The organism is Fischerella sp. JS2, from assembly GCF_032393985.1.
Taxonomy (GTDB): Bacteria; Cyanobacteriota; Cyanobacteriia; order Cyanobacteriales; family Nostocaceae; genus Fischerella.
The window spans coordinates 47,890-68,153 of record NZ_CP135918.1; the positions used below are offsets into that span (position 1 = coordinate 47,890).

The 20,264-nt window shown below is 41.0% G+C and carries 19 protein-coding genes; 7 read left to right on the forward strand and 12 right to left on the reverse strand.

Annotation, left to right across the window (positions count from 1 at the left end):
• Positions 1-29: 29 nt before the first annotated feature.
• Positions 30-1,424 (forward strand): 2-succinylbenzoate--CoA ligase, encoded by a 1,395-nt coding sequence (locus tag RS893_RS00195; RefSeq protein ID WP_315789252.1) that lies wholly within the window; start codon positions 30-32, stop codon positions 1,422-1,424.
• Between the two features lie 13 nt (positions 1,425-1,437).
• Here the strand turns inward: RS893_RS00195 and RS893_RS00200 are convergent, their stop codons facing one another.
• From RS893_RS00200 to RS893_RS00215, 4 genes are all read right to left on the reverse strand, one after another.
• Complete coding sequence (locus RS893_RS00200) at positions 1,438-1,884, reverse strand: thioesterase family protein (RefSeq protein WP_315789253.1); 447 nt, start codon at positions 1,882-1,884, stop codon at positions 1,438-1,440.
• Positions 1,885-2,094: 210 nt separating this feature from the next.
• On the reverse strand, positions 2,095-2,556 hold the full coding sequence (locus RS893_RS00205; RefSeq protein WP_102152886.1) for a PPC domain-containing protein: 462 nt from the start codon (positions 2,554-2,556) through the stop codon (positions 2,095-2,097).
• A gap of 105 nt (positions 2,557-2,661) precedes the next feature.
• Positions 2,662-3,327: a ComF family protein gene (locus tag RS893_RS00210; protein WP_315789254.1), complete on the reverse strand. Its 666-nt coding sequence runs from the start codon at positions 3,325-3,327 to the stop codon at positions 2,662-2,664.
• Between the two features lie 88 nt (positions 3,328-3,415).
• A complete protein-coding gene (locus RS893_RS00215) occupies positions 3,416-3,625 on the reverse strand; it encodes a hypothetical protein (protein ID WP_315788854.1) in 210 nt (69 codons plus the stop codon).
• Positions 3,626-3,803: 178 nt separating this feature from the next.
• Between RS893_RS00215 and RS893_RS00220 the strand changes: the two genes are divergently transcribed.
• Complete coding sequence (locus RS893_RS00220) at positions 3,804-4,028, forward strand: helix-turn-helix transcriptional regulator (RefSeq protein ID WP_315789255.1); 225 nt, start codon at positions 3,804-3,806, stop codon at positions 4,026-4,028.
• A gap of 60 nt (positions 4,029-4,088) precedes the next feature.
• Here the strand turns inward: RS893_RS00220 and RS893_RS00225 are convergent, their stop codons facing one another.
• The 3 genes from RS893_RS00225 to RS893_RS00235 form a co-directional block, all read right to left on the reverse strand.
• Complete coding sequence (locus RS893_RS00225; RefSeq protein ID WP_315789256.1) at positions 4,089-5,948, reverse strand: bifunctional serine/threonine-protein kinase/formylglycine-generating enzyme family protein; 1,860 nt, start codon at positions 5,946-5,948, stop codon at positions 4,089-4,091.
• Positions 5,949-6,285: 337 nt separating this feature from the next.
• Positions 6,286-7,032, reverse strand: coding sequence for an ABC transporter permease (locus RS893_RS00230; protein ID WP_315789257.1), 747 nt, complete (start codon positions 7,030-7,032; stop codon positions 6,286-6,288).
• 328 nt (positions 7,033-7,360) lie between these two features.
• Positions 7,361-10,864, reverse strand: coding sequence for a PAS domain-containing protein (locus RS893_RS00235; protein ID WP_315789258.1), 3,504 nt, complete (start codon positions 10,862-10,864; stop codon positions 7,361-7,363).
• A 418-nt stretch (positions 10,865-11,282) separates the two neighbouring features.
• On the opposite strand from RS893_RS00235, the gene RS893_RS00240 reads away from it, so the two are divergent.
• The 4 genes from RS893_RS00240 (at position 11,283) to RS893_RS00255 (ending at position 15,008) form a co-directional block, all read left to right on the forward strand.
• On the forward strand, positions 11,283-11,612 hold the full coding sequence (locus RS893_RS00240; protein ID WP_315789259.1) for a hypothetical protein: 330 nt from the start codon (positions 11,283-11,285) through the stop codon (positions 11,610-11,612).
• A gap of 528 nt (positions 11,613-12,140) precedes the next feature.
• A complete protein-coding gene (locus tag RS893_RS00245; RefSeq protein WP_315789260.1) occupies positions 12,141-13,268 on the forward strand; it encodes a Gfo/Idh/MocA family oxidoreductase in 1,128 nt (375 codons plus the stop codon).
• A 167-nt stretch (positions 13,269-13,435) separates the two neighbouring features.
• Positions 13,436-14,206, forward strand: coding sequence for a pentapeptide repeat-containing protein (locus RS893_RS00250; RefSeq protein ID WP_315789261.1), 771 nt, complete (start codon positions 13,436-13,438; stop codon positions 14,204-14,206).
• 175 nt (positions 14,207-14,381) lie between these two features.
• The gene (locus RS893_RS00255) at positions 14,382-15,008 is read left to right on the forward strand and encodes a TenA family protein (protein ID WP_315789262.1); all 627 of its coding nucleotides are present in this window, start codon (positions 14,382-14,384) and stop codon (positions 15,006-15,008) included.
• 2 nt (positions 15,009-15,010) lie between these two features.
• Here the strand turns inward: RS893_RS00255 and RS893_RS00260 are convergent, their stop codons facing one another.
• From RS893_RS00260 to RS893_RS00270, 3 genes are all read right to left on the reverse strand, one after another.
• Positions 15,011-16,246 (reverse strand): LL-diaminopimelate aminotransferase, encoded by a 1,236-nt coding sequence (locus tag RS893_RS00260; protein WP_315789263.1) that lies wholly within the window; start codon positions 16,244-16,246, stop codon positions 15,011-15,013.
• A 68-nt stretch (positions 16,247-16,314) separates the two neighbouring features.
• Positions 16,315-16,644 (reverse strand): thioredoxin family protein, encoded by a 330-nt coding sequence (locus tag RS893_RS00265; RefSeq protein ID WP_315789264.1) that lies wholly within the window; start codon positions 16,642-16,644, stop codon positions 16,315-16,317.
• Positions 16,645-17,024: 380 nt separating this feature from the next.
• Complete coding sequence (locus RS893_RS00270) at positions 17,025-17,819, reverse strand: PspA/IM30 family protein (RefSeq protein WP_315789265.1); 795 nt, start codon at positions 17,817-17,819, stop codon at positions 17,025-17,027.
• Positions 17,820-17,934: 115 nt separating this feature from the next.
• Between RS893_RS00270 and RS893_RS00275 the strand changes: the two genes are divergently transcribed.
• Positions 17,935-18,129, forward strand: coding sequence for a hypothetical protein (locus RS893_RS00275; protein WP_315789266.1), 195 nt, complete (start codon positions 17,935-17,937; stop codon positions 18,127-18,129).
• A 49-nt stretch (positions 18,130-18,178) separates the two neighbouring features.
• Here RS893_RS00275 and RS893_RS00280 read toward each other — a convergent pair whose 3' ends face one another.
• Complete coding sequence (locus RS893_RS00280) at positions 18,179-18,883, reverse strand: PspA/IM30 family protein (RefSeq protein ID WP_315789267.1); 705 nt, start codon at positions 18,881-18,883, stop codon at positions 18,179-18,181.
• A 71-nt stretch (positions 18,884-18,954) separates the two neighbouring features.
• Positions 18,955-20,166, reverse strand: a complete 1,212-nt coding sequence (locus tag RS893_RS00285) for a hypothetical protein (protein WP_315789268.1) — start codon at positions 20,164-20,166, stop codon at positions 18,955-18,957.
• Between the last annotated feature and the right edge of the window lie 98 nt (positions 20,167-20,264).

A 20,264-nucleotide genomic window follows, 5' to 3' on the forward strand; every position in this document is an offset into this window, starting at 1 on the left:
AACAACCAACCATCAACAACCAACCACAAATGGAGTTTTTAGGAAATTTTACTTTGGTGTGCGATCGCTGTGATGAACTTGCACAGTTAACTGAACAATGTTATATAGAATTAACGCAATTTTCCCAATGCCAAACACAGCCAAAAATCATTTTAGCTGAACGCGAACCCGTACGATTTTTAGCCGGTTTGATCGCTGCTGTTACTGCTAGGTGTCCTGTTTTTCTTTGTAATCCTAATTGGGTAAAACAGGAATGGCAACAAGTATTTGATTTAGTCCAGTCAGATATTATTTGGGGAATAAGTAATAGGGAAGTGGTAACAGATAATAATAAAAGCAATTACCAATTACCAATTACCAATTACCCAACTATCATGGTTCCCACCGGAGGTTCATCAGGTAAGATTAAATTTGCAGTTCATACCTGGGAAACTCTAACAGCTTCTGTACGCGGATTTACAGAATATTTTCAGCTACCAAAAGTCAATTCCTTTTGTGTATTACCTTTATATCATGTCAGTGGTTTAATGCAATTTATGCGTTGTTTTACCACTGGTGGTAAATTGGTAATTTCGCCTTTTAAAGAATTAGCAGAGTATCAATTCAATCAATTTGAAGCAGCAGAATTTTTTATATCTTTAGTACCAACTCAGCTACAAAGCTTGCTGCAAAACTCAGATTTAACAACATGGCTGTCTCAATTTCAAACTGTCCTTTTAGGGGGTGCGCCAGCTTGGGATGAAATTTTAGAAAAAGCGAGATATTATCAAATCCGCTTAGCTCTTACCTATGGTATGACAGAAACTGCTTCTCAAATTGCCACACTCAAACCAGATGATTTTCTCAATGGTAAAGTTAATAGTGGCCAAATTCTTCCTCATGCTAAAGTTATAATTTGCAATGACAAAGGTGATATTTTAAATACTAACCAAACAGGAAATATCACTATTAAAGCAGAATCTTTAGCCCTTGGTTATTATCCCCTAACTGCTAACCACCAGCCTCTAGCCAATAGTTTTACTACAGATGATATCGGTTTTATAGATAACAAAGGTTATTTAAATATAGTAGGACGTAACAGCGACAAAATCATTACAGGTGGAGAAAATGTCTACCCCACAGAAATAGAATCAGCAATCAAAGCAACTGCAATGGTAAGTGATGTTTGCGTCGTGGGTATTCCAGATCAATATTGGGGACAAGCTGTAACAGCTATTTATGTTCCTAAAAATTTAAATTACTCTGTAACAGAAATTCAAAATTTCCTCAAAGATAAACTTAGCAAATATAAACTTCCTAAACACTGGATTTCTGTGGAAAATTTACCTCGCAACTCTCAGGGTAAAATCAACCGCCAGCAGTTACAGGAAATAGCTTTAGATAGGATTTTTAAACGCAGAGGGACGCAGAGTTTTTCTACGTGAGGATTTTAATTTTTCAAATCGCTTCTCTGGATTTTCTTCTCTCTGCCTTCTGTGCGTCTGGCGCATTTACTTCCAACCATTCAATCATCTGCTGAGGTAAATCTGTTTTTTGTCTGCTGCTGACATCAATGCAAACATGCCTAGTAAACGCCTTCGCTACCATTACATCTGCTACTGCAATTTCGTAATTGATTTCAAATTTTTCAACACTCAGTTTTTGTGGCATTAAACTAACGATTAATTTATCACCACAAAACATTGGACGAAAAAAGTCAACATTAGCATGAACAATCGGAAAAGCTACTGGTGGATTACTAAAAAACTCCTTAAGATTAATACCAGATGCTTCTAAAGATTCTTCATAAGCTTCGTGACAAATACTTAAAACGTTGGCAAAATAAACTACTCCAGCAGCATCAGTATCTTGAAAGCGAACAGTGCGATGATAAGTAAAAGTCATTTGTAGCAACCAAAATAACGGTAGACACAAATCAAGTAAATTTTTGTTATATATTTTGCTGGCGCGAGTGACGCTAGTGGTCTATTGCATGAATTATGATGACCCACGAGATCCCCGACTTTTTTTAAAAAGTCAGGGATCTGGCCCCTCGCAATCCCTAAGAACTAATGACGTAGATTACTAGTTAGAGGCTGAAATCGAAATCCTAAATTATTTGACTGGTTGCAATCGCGTTACTTTGAGTTTAAAAGCCCCTACTCCAGTTTCGCCAAAAGACCGGACGCGAACAATGTACGTTCCAGGTTCTGTAATGCGAGTAAATAACAAGGAATTACTGCTACCATCAGGCCCGTCATCATTTTCTGCTACTGTCGTGCCGTCTGGAGCCAGTAAAGTGACAATACTGTCAAAGCTTTCAGAACTAAGATCAACCGCTAGATTATCACCCTTTTTCAGAGTCACCATATAATCACGGGCAAATCCACCTTGACCTGTGGGAATATCTTTTTCTGACAGCGTATCGGAAACTTCATAACTGCCAGGTAGAGGAATTGGGTTATACAACTTATTAAGTTGAGCAAAAGCTGCTGTTGAACTTACACCAATTACCAGCAAAGAGGCAGGAATGAAAGCGATCTGTTTTAAACTTACTACAAAAGCCTGACTTCTCATCCCTAAAAGTTTTCCCACAAACTAAGCGTGATTGGCTCAATTATAGTTGTCTCTGGCACAGCTTGCCCACGTATGATTCAATTATCAGTTATCAGTTATCAGTTATCAGGGTGATAAATGTTTGTTGTTTACTGATTTCACAGTGATTGCAACTGCTAATAAACCATAAACAGCTATCCCACTTTCATGAAGTGTTTGCATAGCAGACCTGGCAGTTGCACCTGTAGTGTAAATATCATCTATTAGTAGCACTGGAGTTTTTGGACGCAGACAAAGGTCTTTCCCTAATCCAAAGGCTTCATTTAAATTGTCTTCTCGTTCTGATGCAGATAAGTCAAACTGTGCTTGAGTTAGTTTAATTCTTTCTAAGCCATGTTTTTTTAATTGTAATCCGGTTACTTCGCAAAAGCTTTGAGCTATAAGTGCAGCTTGATTATAGCCGCGTTGCTTGAGCTTGTGGGCGTGAAGTGGGATTGGGACAACTACTAAAGTATGATCGCACTCGTGATGTGATAGCCATGCTTGTGCTAATAATTGACCCAACACACGAGCTATTTCCGGGTGATTCTCGTATTTCATTGTAGCGATCGCTCGTTTGAGGATACCGCTATATGTACCCCAAGCAAATATCGGCAGAGAGTGGGTGTTGGGATTATGACATTTTTCCAGTTGACGAATACAGTTAGGACATAGTTCTTGGGAGGTGGAACGTTGGCACAAAGGACAATTAGATTGGAGAAAGAGGTCGAGTAGGTTTTTCCAATTGATCATGGGTCAATTGTCATTGGTCATTGGTCATTTGTAACAAATATTTCTCTAATATTATGTAGGGTGGGCAATGCCCACCCTGGATAAAGATTTAAATTCGTTTTGTGACTTTTCTTAGTGTTTGGGCGATCGCTTGAGCATGTTTGTCAATAAAGATTTCTTTTTCGCCGTTACTCCAAGTGATAAAGCAGGTATACTGAGAGCGATTTTGACTAGATAAATTGCGAAAATCAACTTGACGAATGTAAGCTAGATTTATTAATCCTTTGGTAAATGTTTGACAGAGAATAAGTTGTGGCATTATGGAAGTGTCCTAAATGTATGTTGATGGAAATGTCCTGAGTGTATGTTTAGGAACAGAGGGGGGCGAGGGTACTTGGTCGTGCGATCGCCCTTCTCTATTACTATTTAATCCCATTTAATAACACGTATCATTAGCTTCTATTAAAAAAATATTGTATTTGGAGTAGTCTTTTGAAATGGGACTAATCAACAGAATTCAAGAATTTGGCAAAGAAAAAGGCATTCCTAGCGCCAACAAGTTTTGGCAAATCACTGGACTGCCAAGAGCAACTGCATTTAGGCTTTGGAGGGATAGAAGTATTTATCCAGATAGAGGAAGCGTTGAAGTTATTTGTAAAAAATTAAACGCCCAACCAGGTGATTTTTTGAATTACGTAGAGGAGGCTGATGAAATCAGTTAACAGTTAACAGTTATCAGTTAGCAGATGGTGATTACTGCTAGTGGTGCGCTTTTAAGGAATCTATCCAAAAGAAGTTGCTACAACCCGAAAACCACATATCCGTAATCCCCCATCTGCTTCGTTCCAGCTGCGACTGGCGCTACGGCAAAGTTCTGGACTAAAACTCCAAGAACCACCCCGCAACACTCGACGGTGCATATCTCCACCGACTTCCCATACTGTTCCATCTGTAGGAGCGCCATCATAATTTTTATGCCAAGGATCAGCACACCATTCCCAGACTAGCCCATGCATATCGTATAGGCCAAAGGCATTTGCCACACCAAAACTACCCACTGGTGTTGTTTCTTTGCGATATTTACTTTTGATTTCTGAAGATTCGCCGCTACTGCAATTAGCTAACTCAGAGGTAATTGTTTCACCAAAATGGAAAGGTGTTGTTGTACCTGCACGACAAGCATATTCCCATTCGGCTTCGCTGGGTAAGCGATAATGTCGCCTTGTTTTTTTCCACAAGCGCGCACAAAATTCTACTGCTTCGTGCCATGATACATTTTCTACTGGTCGATTAGCACCCTTGAATTTTGATGGGTAAGGATTTAAAGATTGTTTGACTTTAGGTAAAGCTGCAACTGCTTTCCACTGTGCTTGTGTGACAGGATATTTCCCTATAAAAAAGGGTTCGACGGTAACTTGATGTTGCGGACGTTCATCAGCATCTCCTTCTTCTTCAGTTGCACCCATTAAGAAATAACCGCCTGGGATAGCTACCATTTCCATTGTTACCCCATTACCCAAATCTTCTGTATAGTAGTTGGCGGTGCGATAATCACGCTTAATTTCCCTGCCTGTAGAGTCTACCGTTACTGTATCAAATTCAAAAACTTCTAAAGTAGGAAATCCTGGTGTTACTGATTGTGGTATTGTTGTCAATAATTGGGTTTGGTGTGGCGTGAAAGTTGGTGATGTTGTAGATACAACAGGTAATGAGAAAGATGATTTTTGGGGATTTAAATCTTTGAGAACTTCTGCTGCTGATTGATATCTTTCTGAGGCTAAATGTTTCAGTAATTTATCTAAAATATTTCCTAAATCTTCGCTGACAGTAATCCCTTTTTCTTCGAGAATTTGCCGCCATAACCATTTACAACTCATAGGATCAAAGAGGCGGTCATGAATTTGACCATAAGCATCTCGTATAGGTAAACATCCAGTGATTAGGCGCGCACAAGTCACTCCTAAAGCATACAAATCACTGGCATGACAAGCAAAGCCTGCCATTTGTTCACTAGGTGCATAACCCAGTGTATAAAGAACTGTAGCTTGTCTAGCTAAGCTTGTTTGTGTAACTTGTTTAGCGCCACCAAAATCAATTAATACTAGTTTGCCATCGCTTTGACGGCGAATAATATTTTCTGGCTTGATATCACGATGAATGACGTTACGTGAATGGATAAATTCTAAAACTGGTAATAAGTCAGCTAAAAGTTCTCGGATTTTTTCTTCGGTAAAAGATTGTTGAATAACTTCTGTAAAAAGAGTCTGTCCTTGAATAAATTCTTGTACTAAATACAAGCTTGTACCTTGTTCAAAGTAAGCCAATAATCTTGGAATTTGTAGATGATTTTCTCCTAGTTCATATAGTCGGAAAGCTTCTTCTTTGAATAATTCTGCTGCTTTAGTGCGTTCAGATGTACCATGAACTTGTGGAAAAAATTGCTTGATAACGCAGGGAGCATTGAGTCTATCAATGTCTTCTGCTGCATAAGTTCTGCTAAACCCGCCTTCGCCTAATAATCTCGATACGTGGTAGCGGTTACGTAATAATTCACCAAAGTTGCTTTGTCCGCAACTAATGCAAAACCTATTTTCATCAGCATTGAAGGGATTTGAGCAATTGGGATTTTGGCAGATTTGCATAGCCGAGCCAGGGATTACATCTTTTCGAGAGCAGGCCCAATACTATCTATATCGAAAACAGATATGTGGACAAATAAGCATGAGTATTAGTTCATCTGTAATATTGCTCGTACAGAAGATGATACAGATGAAGAAATCCTTTATTTATTTGTTTACCTGTACTTTAGAACTTTTTAAATATAAATAAATATGAGCGCACAGTTTTCCATTCTGAAGAGGATAATAGCGGAAGCGATCGCTCTTGTCAAGCGCCAGTGTTGGGGAGGTGGGGAGTGGGGGATGGGGAGGTGAGGAGTGTGAGGAGAATAAATAGTGACTAATGACAATTGACCATTGACTATTGGCTCTTTCTTTGTGAAGAAGCACGGATTAATTCGGCGATTAAAGCGACTGTTGCAGAGATTACAATTAGAATGACGCTGAGAGCGTTAATATCGGGTTTTACTCCTGTTCTAATACGACTGAAAATTTCCATTGGTAGAGTGTTGGAACCACTACCAGCAGTAAATGTGGCGATGAGAAAGTCATCCAAACTCAAGACAAATGCTAACAAACAACCTGCGATAATACCAGGCATTAATTGAGGTAATAACACTTTGATAAAAGCCTGCGCTGGTGTTGCTCCTAAATCTAAGGCGGCTTCTTCTAAATGGGGATCTAAGTTAGTCAATCTCGCTGAAACAACTAGACTAATGTAAGCCAGACAAAATACTACGTGAGCTGCGACAATAGTCCATATACTCAAAGAAATGCCAAGTAGGGGAATCGCAACTGCTGCGAGAAACACCAAAGTCGCAACTGCGATCGCAATATCGGGAATAATCAATGGTAGGTAAGAAATACCGCGATACAAGGCTTTCCCTGGAAATTGATAGCGTGCTAACCCCACCGCCATTAAAGTTCCCAGTACTGCTGATATACCTACAGCACTGAAGGCAACTATTAAACTATTTTTTAAAGCCAATATAATTCGCTGATCATTAAATAGTTGGCGATACCAATCTAGGGTGAAGCCTTGCCAGGTGGCACTGTAAGGTGATTTATTGAAGCTATAAAAAGCCAATACTAAGATTGGTAGGTACATGAACACAAACATTAATAGCGAGAAAACCGCTTGCCAAGATAAGACACGCGGTTTTTTTTGTAAATGAGATATGTTCACGCTTATGACTTTGATATTTTATTTATCTGATCAGCGTAAAGCTAGCACAGTTAAGCATAAAAGTCAAGAATAAACGCAGGGAGCAGAAGGCAGAAACAATTTTCATCCTTTGTTGTGATATTTTCTCATGAATAGCTGACTTGAAAGTAACCTCATCCTATCCAGAAAGACTACCCCTCTCCTTTGCAAGGAGAGGAGCTAGGGGTGAGGTTTTTCGTTCATTTTGGTTTATGCAGTTCATGAGTGTTACTTAATTATTTCTTTTGCCACATAAATCTGCGATCGCTAACAATAATTGATCTGTATCGACTGGTTTGGCAATGTGGGTTTGGAAACCTGCTGCTAATAGTCGGGAGCGATCGCTATCTCCAGCATAGGCAGTTAAAGCGATCGCTGGGATATTTCCGCCCTGTTCAGAAGCCACAGTTCTAATTTGCTCTATCAAAGTGTAGCCGTCTACCTCAGGCATCCCGATATCACTAATTAATAAGTCATGCTGCGATTGTGCTAAGGCTGTGAGAGCTTGGTTTGCTGAACTGACAACAGTTACTGTTGCTCCATACTCTTTTAAACAATAGTCAAGAAAATTGCGTGTATCTAGATCATCATCAACTACTAGTATCCGTAGTCCCGCCAGGTAGGAGGAGGTAAATTTATCTGATTGTTGTTCTGTGTCTTTCTCCCCACCTTCCCCTTGTTGTTCTATGAGGGGCAATCTTACAGTAAATGTGGCTCCTTGTCCTTCTCCTGGGCTATCAGCAGTGACGACACCGCCATGCAATTCCACTAAATGGCGGACTATTGCTAGTCCTAATCCTAATCCACCAAATTTTCTGGTGGTACTGCTATCTGCTTGGCGAAAGTATTCAAATACGTGGGGTAGAAATTCTGAAGAAATACCCATACCTGTGTCTGTGACTGTGATTTGGGCGTAGCGGTTTTTGTGATGGGGTGGTGGGGTGGTGGGGTGGTGGGGAGAGTTTGATTCTACTTTCTCCCCATTGCCCCTAATCCCCAACGCCTCTTTCTTTATGCCAGGGGACCCTTTCGGCAATCGCTCATGGGGGCCCCGAGTTCCCAATCTCCCCATTGCCCCTAATCCCCACTCCCTGTCGGTCGTGGGGGCCCCGAGTTCCCCATCTTTGACTACTTCTAGGCGCACTTCTACCCTACCGCCACTAGGTGTAAATTTAATCGCATTGGAAAGTAAATTGCCAACGACTTGCTGCAAGCGATTTGAGTCACCTTGAACGAGTATGGAAGAGGCGGAGAAATTTTTACCTACATTCCCCTTTGTCTCCCTTATCTCCCTTGTCCCCTGTGTCCCCGTCTCCTCTCCTTCTGGAGGTATATACTCAAGTTGAATTTTTTTGGTTTGTGCAGCTAGTTGCACAGTTTCTAATGCCGCATCAATTACTGTTGTCAAATTGACTATGGCTAAATTGAGGCTGAGTTTCCCTCGGAGAATGCGAGAAACATCTAGTAAGTCATCAATTAGTTGAATTTGTAACTTGGCATTGCGTTCAATCGTATCTAAGGCACGATCTGTGGCTGTTGGATCTAACTTGCGATTTCTGAGTAATTTTGTCCAACCAAGAATAGGGTTGAGGGGCGATCGCAATTCGTGAGAAAGAATGGCTAGAAACTGATCTTTGACACGGTTAGCAGCTTCTGCTTCTGCACGGGCTGCTTGTTCCAACTCTAACAGGTAAGCGCGTTGTTGTTCTATTTGTTTTTGGTCGTGAATATCGGTACAAGTGCCAAACCATTTAATAATGTTTCCTTGATTGTCTGTGAGGGGATAAGCTCTAACTAAATGCCAACGATAGGTACCGTCACTAGCTCTTTTGAAGCGCTGTTCGTTCTCAAAGGGAATTCCTGTTTGCAAAGATTCCTGCCAGCGTTGGTTAGTAGATTCTAAGTCATCTGGATGTAGTACTTGCTGCCAACCAGTTCCCACAGTTTCTTCTAGAGTTAACCCTGAATATTCACACCAGCGCTGATTTGTATAATCATTCAAACCTTGAGCATTAGTTGTCCAAACCATTTCGGGAATGCCTTCACTCAGCATTCTGTAGCGTTCTTCGCTTTGACGCAAGGCTTCTTCTGTGTGTTTGCGCTCGGTAATATCTTGGGTAGTACCCATCATCTGCACTGCTTTACCTGTGTAATCGTACAAGCAGCGACCTTTGGCTGCAATCCAATGTATACTATTGTTAGGCCAAATTACACGGAACTCGACATCATAATCAACCTTACCTTGAAGAGTTTGTCTAATTGCTTCATGGGTAGGTTGGCGATCATCTGGATGCAGACAATTCAAAAACACTTCATAGCTCATTTCTGTATTGGCAGGTAGTCCAAACAGTTGCTTACATTTGGCAGTCCAAATTACTTCGTCGGTGGTGAGATCCCAAAACCACATTCCTAACTCTGCTGCTGCGGTGGCTAGGCGAATGCGTTCTTCACCTTCACGTAAGTCTGCTTCTGTTTGTTTGCGATCGCTGATATCAGTAGTGATGCCAACTACTCTAATAATCTGATGATTATGGTCTCGTACTCCTAATCCTCGATCTTCTACCCACAGATAATGACCATCCTGATGACGGACTCGATACTGAGTGCAAAAACGGTCTCCTTGGGCTAGACTTTCTGTAAGCTCCTGTTCCACTTGTTGGAGATCATCAGGATGAATATGCGATCGCCACCATGCTGAGGTTGGTTCAACTTCGTCTAACGTGTAACCTAAAAGCTCAGTTAAACCTTGAGTTCTGTTTACAGAATCACTTTTTCTATCCCAATCGTAAATTAGGCAATTCGCAGCAGCAGCAGCGAGTTCAAACCGTTCATTACTTTGCCGTAAGGCAGTCTCTGTACGCCGTCGCTCTGTAAAATCTTCACAGAAACCCAATATGCGCTGCGATAAACCTGCGGCTGTTCTCCGTAATACCGTATCATGACAACGTAACCAACGCCATTCACCGTTTGCATGTCGATATTGAAATTCAAAGCTAACTACTTCACCATCAGGAACAGAGTTGAGGCGATGATAATGAGCAGGAAGTCGAGCAATATCTTCAGGGTACATTCGTTGCAAAAGTGATTGCAGCCCTGTTGATTGAATTTCTTGTTGGGTGTAACCAAGAATTTGAGTAACTTGATGATTAATATAGATGACACGCTGCTCAACTAAATCATAAAGATACAGCGCACCTGAGCTACTACTAACAATTCTTTGAATTAAATTTGGACTGTCTCTTAAGGCTGTTGCTAAAGCAACTTCATTCACATCAAAAACCGATTCTAGATTTGATATGACTGTAATCTCACTAAAAGTTGTGACAATACTATAAGGTTTAGTTGCTCCTGGTAAGAACAAAGGTTGTGAGTTCACAAGTAGCCAGACAAGCTTACCATGCGGCTGATACAATCCCATCACAATATCCAAACAGGCTTTACCTGTGGTTAGGGCAACCATAAATGGATGATTTTCCTTAGAAAAAGGAGAACCATCTACACTAATGGCTTGCCAAGGTGCATCCAGCCAATTACGCCCAATGAACTGCTCTGCCGTTAGTCCCAAAATCCGCTCCGACTCCGGATTACAAGCCTGGATGCGACCATCCGCAAGCTGAAGCACCATTGCTTGTTCTTGATCTGTGGTCATCGCAGGCGTGAATTGTTGCGAAACTTGCTGCTGCCAAGACAGCTTGCCATCAGCCAATGGTTGTAGAGACTGCTCAAAATCTGGCATTTTTTATCCAATTGGAAAAATATACAAAATTTTAACTAAATTTATCTCTTAATGAATTAGATTTTATGACAAAATCTTCTATCCTAAGAAGGATGATAGATATTCTTTATTATTGATGTGTATTCAAAACTAGATTAGTAATTACTGGTTAGTAGGGACTGGTTTTGCTAAATATTTCATGATCCCAGTCTCTAACTATCATAAGCTAAATTAGTCTGTGTAGTAGTGAGTAGTTTATACTTGTTGAAAAAAATCCAGCAATAAAGAGCAACAAGTCATTATCTATTAACTACAGACTCCAATATTTATATCAATGTACATAAACTGAGATTACTCCTGGCGAAGGAGCAAATCAAGATTTTGATTGACTAGAGTGGTCATAGTAACGAAATCAATAAAAAACACAAAAAATTTTACTATGAAAGACCAACAAGAAAATCAAATCAATCAACCAGTAAGTGAAGATTGGCATTCCCAGGAAGAGCCAAACGTCAAGGAAAGAAATTTAACAGCAAATCCAGGCGATCGCATTGCCGATGAACCTCAAACAATCGAAGAAAAAAGTCAACAGGTGGCTGTAGATTCTCCTGACATCACAGGAGACCACATTACAGTACCTACCTACTTTGTAGTCGAAGAACCAGATGGTGAAAAAAAGGCACTTCACCATGTTAAGGATGCAGAAGAAATTTCTGATGTGATTCGGCAAGCAAGAGTAGACGAAGAAGGTAATAGAGTTTGGTGGTAGTTTGTTTAGCATCAACGATAAATTCATTGTTGATGGTTGGGTATAAACAAATATTAACTAAACATAAAAACAGCTTTAGATATTATCAATGTCTCTCTTCCTCACTGTTTCCAAAGGAGAGGAAGAGTAAGATTATTTTGAGTCTTTATCTAAAGCTGTTCTCATTCAATTCAGTTAAAGGCTATTTATAAATAAAGTATTAATGGGGAGGTAAAAAGAGTAATGGATGTTCCTCCCGTTTTACTACCGTTGTGTAGCGGCACTATATTGGTATTGAAAGGAAAAAAATAAATGAAAATGCACTTGCATTATATATTTTTAATGCATGATGCCCTGGTTTAACGCACCCTACAAATTTAAGAATTACTATGTCTTTGTGAATATGTAAAACTCTACAAAATAAGTATCCTGTTAAATCAGAATACATTTGCGTAGAATAGTAGCGTTTTTAAACGCAGAGGCATGCTGAGTGTTTTTATAGAAATTTCACTACCTATTAATAAAGCTATTCAAGCGGAGGAAAGGATAATGACATCTGTTCAAAACCAGAAAAACAGTAAAGTACGTTATGCAGTAATTGGACTAGGTTGGATTGCTCAAGAAACAGTCTTACCTGCTTTTGCAAATGCAGATAATTCGGAATTAATAGCATTATTTTCCGACGACTTAGTCAAGCGTCACGAACTAGGTGAAAAGTATAATGTTCCCGTTTTTACCTACGAAGAATACGAAGCATTTCTCAGAAGTGGTGCAGCAGATGCAGTTTACATTGCTCTACCTAATCATCTGCATTGTGAATATACTGTCAAAGCAGCCAATGCCGGAGTACATGTACTTTGCGAAAAGCCGATGGCAGTAACAGAACTAGAATGTGAAGAAATGATTCGTGCTTGTCGTCATAATAATGTCAAGCTAATGATTGCCTATCGCTTGCACTTTGATAAAGCCAATATGCAGGCAGTAGAAATTGTTAATTCTGGGAAAATAGGTGAACCGCGCATTTTTAACTCTGTTTTTTCTCAGCAAGTAGCTGAAGGTAATGTACGCTTAGAGCCAATTTCTAATGGTGGCGGTACAGTCTATGACATGGGTGTTTATTGCATAAATGCTGCTCGTTATTTGTTCCAGGATGAACCTACAGAAGTAGTTGCCTTTTGTGCGAATAACGGTGAGAAGCGCTTTGAGGAAGTTGACGAAATGACTAGCGCTATTATGCGTTTTCCTAACAATAAATTGGCATCTTTTACTTCTAGTTTTGGTGTTGCACCAGTCTCTACTTTTCAGATATTAGGAACAAAAGGCGATTTACGGATGGATTCTGCATACTCCTATCAAGGAGAACTAAATCAACAAATTACTATAGATAACCAGACTCAAGAGCAATCTTATCCTGCTGGTGATCAGTTTGCTGCTGAAATTGTTTACTTCTCAGACTGCATACTGAATAACAAAGATCCAGAACCATCAGGAGAGGAAGGTTTAGCAGATGTTCGCATCATTCGTGCTATTATCGCATCGGCACAAACAGCTAAACCTGTGGAACTGCGCGAGTTTAGAGAACAAACAAGACCAACAAGCGAACAGGTAATTCAAATTCCAGCCAGTGAAGAACAGCCAGATTTAGTTCATGCTGCTGATCCATCGGGTAATGCATGAAAAACCTCACCCCTAACCCCTCTCCTTGGCAAAGAGAGGGGTGTCTGATAAGACGGGGTGAGGTTTTATTCCAAAACTAGGGTTGGCCGGAAAAACTCACCTGAAGTATAAATGTATCTACGGTAAGGTTGAGTATTGATTATAAGTAACAAATATTGCACACCAGTATGAAAAGCCAAATCCTAGCTATAGCCACATTGACAGCTTCAATCACCTTTCATCAAACTGTATTAGCTGCAAATTCAGAACACATCAGACAGTTGTTAGCCACTAAGCAGTGTCAAAACTGTGACCTTAGCGGTGCAGGGTTGATAATGGCTGATTTGAGCAAGGCAAATCTTCAAGGAGCTAATCTTAGTGGTGCTAATCTCAGCCGTGCTAACTTAAGTGGTGCGGATTTAGCTGGTGCAGACTTAAGCGGTGCTAGTTTATTTGGTGTGAATCTAAGTGGCACTAAGCTGACAGGGGCAATTCTCATAGGTGCAGACTTAAGAAATACTTATCTAGTCAATGCAGATTTGACTGGCGTGAATTTCAACGGCGCTAACTTGCAAGGCGCTTATGGTATTCCATTACAAATTGCCAAACCAGAGGAATTTTATGCTTGGGGTGTTGCAGAAGCGCAAAAAGGTAATCAACAACGAGCGTTAGAATATTTTAATCAAGCGATCGCACTGCAATCAGATTATGCTGCTGCTTATTTGGCTCGTGCTGTTGCTCGTTATCAACTTTTTGATAGACAAGGTGCTTTTCAAGACGCCCAAGCGGCAGAAAAATTGTTTACTAATCAAAACAATGGTGATGGAATACAAACAGCACAAGCTTTTATTAAACAACTGCAAACACCCCAAACAGCAAAGTTAGATCCTGGTAAACCCAGTTTTATGGACTTTTTTGGAAGTGTGACTTCACTGTTGCTTCAGTTTCTGCCTTTTTAAGTAGATAGGGAGGTGGGGATATGGGGAGTGTGAGGGGTGTGTAGACGCGCTTTGCGCGGCTTCCCGTAGGGTGGGGTGTGAGGAGTAGTAAACAACTAACCACTAACTACTAATGTACAGACGCGATGTTCCTCGCGTCTCTACCTACTAACCACTAACTACCAACTACCAACAAATGACTATTTCCAACCAATTGTGGGAAGCAAATCAAGATATAGCACAAGCTTGTTTACTACATCCTTTTGTCGAAGGGATTGGTTATGGTACGCTGCCATCAATGAAATTTGCCTACTATATCGGGCAAGATGCTTTTTTCTTAGAAGCTTTTGCCCGTGCTTACAGTATCGCTGCAGCGAAAGCACCTGATTGGGAAGCATTTATGACATTTCATGATTTAGCTGGTGGTATACTGCAAGAATTACGGCTGCATGAAGGCTATGCTGCTGAGTGGGGAGTTGATTTGCGTTCTGTACAACCAGGCGCAGCAACACGTCACTATACAGACTTTTTGCTAGCCACTGCTTGGGGTGGAGATGTAGGTTTAACTGCGGCTGCTATGTCTCCCTGTATGCGTCTATATGCTTTTTTGGGAGAAAAATTAGCTGAAGATGGCATTGGCGAAAATCAATACGCAGACTGGATTCGTACTTATAGTAGCTCAGATTTTCAGCCATTAGTGCAACAGTTAGAAAGTCTAGTAGATCGTTTCGCAACTACTTCTACTCGAGTCCACTCGACTTATCGCTATGCTATGTTGTGTGAGCAAGAGTTTTTTCAAGCAGCATGGCAATTTGGAGAATAAAATTAGCTAGAGAATTCAATAATTCTACTTACAGCAGTTTCTAATATAGGTGGTTCATGTACTAAGGCAAACCGGACATAGCCTTCTCCAAATTTGCCGAAACCTGCACCAGGAGAAACTGCCACTCCCGTTTTTTCAACTAGTTGAGTACAAAATTCCATAGAATTTTGACTCCACACTTTTGGTAACTTTGCCCAAACGTACATTGTGGCTTTGGGTATAGGAACCTGCCAATCAATGCGATGTAAAGCATTAACAAAAGTATCCCGACGCTGACGAAATTTATCAACAGAAGTTTTAACTATATCTTGTGGTCCAACTAAAGCAGCGATCGCACCGTTTAAAATACCACGATATTGGTTAAAATCAACTGCTGCTTTCACTTGACGCAAAGCATTAATCAACTCAGAATTGCCAATTGCATAGCCAATCCGAAAGCCACCCATGTTGTAGGACTTGGAAAGAGTAAAAAATTCTATTGAGACGGTTTTTTGTGGATCTGCTTGGAGAATAGAGGGGGCGAGGGAAGAAGTGGGGGAGTGGGGAGAGTAGGGGGAGTGTGAAGAATAATTATTTTGTTGCTTTTCTTTATCTGTCTCATTGAAAACTAAATCTACGTAGGGGAAATCGTGAACTAGGATGAGGTTGTGCTGCTGACAAAAGGCGACAGCTTCTTCAAAGAAAGAGAATGGGGCGATCGCGCTGGTAGGATTGTGTGGATAGCTTAACACCATCATCCGTGCTTGTGCCAACACAGGCGCGGGAATGTCAGTAAATACTGGTAAAAAATCATTTTCTGCTCGTAGCGGCATTGGGTAAATTTGACCACTAGCTAAGTAAACTCCGCCAGCATGGGAAGGATAACCCGGATCGAGTAACAGAGCAAAATCTCCTGGGTTTAGGACTGCCAAAGGTAAATGGGCAGTGCCTTCCTGAGAACCGATCAGTGGTAGCACTTCTGTTTCTGGATCTACAGCAATGCCAAATTTTTGCTCATACCATTGGGCAGCAGCTTGACGAAAGGCTTGTGTGCCATGAAATAACAAGTAGCCGTGGGTACTGTGATCATATAAAGACTGGGCGATCGCATCTACTACATGTGATGCGGCTGGCAGATCCGCAGATCCTAAAGATAAATCAATTAATTGCCGTCCGGCAGCCAAAGCTTTAGCCTTAGCTTTATCCATCTCAGCGAATACATTCGATTGTAGGGGTTGTAAACGTTTTGCAAATTCCATCTAAGTTTTTGTCCTTTGTCATCGTCATTTGTCTAAAATACTAATGACTAATGACTAATGACCAATGACTAGTTTAAGTGAGTATCTAGGAGACTAATTAATTTCTCCTTACCCATCACTCCTTCAGCAGATGCCAAGACATTGTTACCTTGAATAAGCCTGAGGGCTGGAACTCCTTCTACCTGATATTGCTTAACAGTAAGTGGATTGGGATCGATTTCCATTTTTACTACTTTTAAGCGATCGCTATAAGTATTGGCAGCAAGGTTCACTAGTGGACTCATCAATTGACAAGGACCACACCAAGAAGCCCAAAAGTAAACTAATACTGGCTCCTCGGCTTGCAAAACTTCGGTTTCAAACTCAGCATCAGTTATGGTTTTGACACCCTTACTCATTCCAGTCTCCTAATGGTGTTATCGTTATCAGTTGACACACAAAATTACTGTATCCCAAAGTAGTCAATCATCCATAGCCAATATTTAATAGTTATTCCTGACAATTAACTATTTATATTTCTTAATAAATCCATATTGACAAATACACAAATATATGAAACCTATTCTCTGCGTTCCCACCGAAGCTTTGAGCCTCGCTATCGCGAGGATCTTACGCTAACGGAGGAAACCTCCGCACCCTTCGGGAAGCCGCGCAAAGCGCGTCTACAAACTTCTCTGTGCGCTTCACTTTGCGTCCCTTTGCGTTATAAATAACACTTTGATGCAAAATCCCACATCCAAAAAGGTGTGGGATAAATTTCAAAAGTATGATCAACGTGTTACATCTGGTCTATTTGCTTGCGTAGCGCATCTAACTCAGCATCAACTACTTCATTGTTAGATGCAGGAGTGTTTGCTTGCTGCGTGTTAGTGGTAGATTCTTGGGGTGGTAGTGCTTGTTGATTTGGAGGATTTGCAGGAGCAAGGGAAGCTTTCAAAGCAGCCAATTCATCGTCAATGTCGCTGCTAGATTCCAAAGCCGCAAATTGATGCTCTAAATCAGCACCAGCCAACTCAGAAGCTGATTGGGCGCGGGCTTCTTGCATCAAGACTTTTTCTTCCATGCGCTCAAATGCTGCCATCGCTGAAGAGGTATTCATACCGCGTACCATACCTTCGAGCTGCTCTTGAGCTTTAGCAGCAGTGATCCGAGCTTTGAGCATTTCTTTTTTCGTCTTAGCTTCAGAAATTTTGCTTTCCAGCTGGATGAGGTTACGCTTGAGGTTTTCGACTTGAGCAGTTTGCTGTTCTAAGCTGGCTTTGAGAGCATTTCCTGACTCGGTAAAAGTCTTTTTACGCTCTAGGGCTTGACGCGCCAGATTTTCATCACCTTTTTGCAGGGCGAGTTGAGCGTTACGTTGCCACTTGTTTATTTCATTTTGAGCGTCATTATATTGTTTCTCGGTGCGTTTTTGAGCCGCGATCGCCTGAGCTACTCCCTGGCGTAGCTGAACTAAGTCTTCCTGCATTTCCAGGATCGCTTGTTCTAGCATTTTTTCGGGATCTTCGGCTTTACTAACTAAATCGTTGAGGTTGGCGCTGACTACTCGCCTAATGCGATCAAATAATCCCATAACTTTGTTTTTCCTTTGAAAGATTTACGCGCGACTTTGGGAAGTTAGCTTTTTTACTCTACTTATTTAAATTTAATCTTTTCGGAATAATTCAGTTCTCCTCTTTAATTAGTATATGTATGGGCTTTACACATCACATCTCCTAAAAAACAGAGGCAGAAGGCAAAAGGCAGAAGGCAGAAGGCAGAAGGCAGAAGGCAGAAGGCAGAAGGCAGAAAGATTAAAATTAATACTTCATACTTCACACTTCACACTTCATCCTACTCTACGAGAAGCCTATGAGCGCGTCTACACCCTTCATCCTCAATAGACCCTTATTCTTAAGATATGCTTTTAACTGACAAATTGCCCAATCTTGCTTAACTCTCACTTTGGGGTAATTGTTGTGGTGATAATTGTGTATTTTCCGTACTACTAGGTAATTGTGCTTTCATCTGTAACAGTTCGGCATCCACTTCAGATTCTAGGTCTGCAAATCGTTTTTCTAATTCATCTGTTCCCGTAATGGCAATTGCTTCTTTTTGTGCTTCTAGTTGTAGAACTTTTTCTTCCATACGCTCAAAAGCATTCAGGCTGCTTGTTCCAGAAACGCCTTCCAGTAATTCTTGCAGTTTAACGCTAGCTTCAGCAGAACGAGCGCGAGCAATATACATATCTTTTTTAGTTTTGAGTTCGGTAATTTTTAGCTCTAGCGATCGCATATCTTTTTTGAGTCTAGCGACAACACTACTTTGCTCTTCTATTTGATGAAGAAGGGCTGTGGCTGTTTCTTGATAAGCGCGACGTTTGGTGAGGGCTTCCCGTGCTAAAGTTTCGTTACCTTGTTGTAATGCTAATTGGGCGCGACGATACCATTCTTCACCTGCGGATTGGGCTTGCGCTGCTTGTCTTTCTGTACGTTTTTGGCTAGCGATCGCGGCCGCTATTGCCTGACGCAGTTGCACCAGATTATCCTGCATTTCCAAAACGGTTTTTTCCAGAACTTTTTCTGGATCTTCCGCAGACCCAACTAGACTGTTGATGTTAGCACGAATTACCCGCCCAATCCGGTCAATTAGTCCCATCTCGCCCTCCATCTACATTCTCAGTGTGGTTGCCTACACCCCTATTTTCCTACACCCTATCCTCAATCAGGTTACTCCACTTTGGCTGTAATTCCCTTGCTTTGTAAAAATTGCATCTGTTTTTTCACTTGTTCTTTGGTTTTGAAAGCTCCTAAATAAATCGATTTTTTATCTTTAGATAAATAAGCATCAGGAACTACTTGCCGTACTTTGGCCAAGCTTTTTTCATCTTGATTATCTGTAAAGATGTGAAAAAATCCATCCCTCGATGGTTTTATTCCTGGATCATCGATATTTTGTAGAGTTGGAGTTGGAGTGGGGGTGGTGGGGATACTAGCAGCAACAGTCGGTAATGGAGTTGGGGAGAATATTGGCTGTGCATCTGTAGTAGTCTCAGGTGCAACTGTCGGATTTTGAGTAGCAACTGGGGTAGATACAGCAATGGGTGTTGGCTTAGGTTTTGGTGTTAAAGCAACAACATCATTAGGGTTTTTGACTTCTGGAAATTCGCTACTGGCGAGATTGGGAAATTTGGCTATGGGTGTCAGTTCTGGTTCAGCAACTGTGGTGGTTGCTGGTTGGTTGTTGGGGGTATTTTTTTTAAATAAACTGCCGAGATTTAAATTTGGCAAACTTTTGGGATTAAACACTGCATAACCAAGGCTAAGACTCGCCATCAACATCAACAGCATTGAGCCTATACCCAAAGGTGAAAGCAGGCTGTCATTGGAATTATTACGCTTTTGGGTTGGTGATTGTTCTTCTGTCAAACTCCGCAGTAGCGCTTCTGATGATTCTAAATAGTCATCAGGTGGTTTGGGGCTGCTTTCAGGTTTGACGAGGTTGTCACTTTGATTTGTTTTAATAAATGCAGGCACAATACTGGCAGAATTTGGTGCAGGTGGAGAGGGTATTTTAGGAGTATGCTGTTGTTCATAGTCTTCCTTGGTTGGCGCTGGAATCTGTTGGGTGTCTGGCTCGGATGTTGGCGGTGTGGTGGTGGAAAACTGTGGTAAGGATATTTCCTCACTACTGTTGGTAATTGGTGATGGGGTTTCAACTTCCGTTGTTGGGGTGGCTGTTATCTGTTGGAATTTACTACTGATGGGAACACCCATACGAGTTTGACTAAGTGTCTTGTATGTAAATCGTGTACGCCGATAACGTGCCAACTCTTGATCTAGTTGTACTTCTAAACTCGCCAGTGCTGCTGCAAGTACTGGCTTTAATTGAGGTGTTTTGGAGGATTTTGCACCCGTATCTACTAGAGGGTTTTGACTCATTGCCTATCTGCCTCAAACCTAGACTGCCAGATTAATCAAAAGTAAACTAAAAAAGCCAATTGCGATCGCTAATTGCTTTATTTTTTAAAATAGTTGTA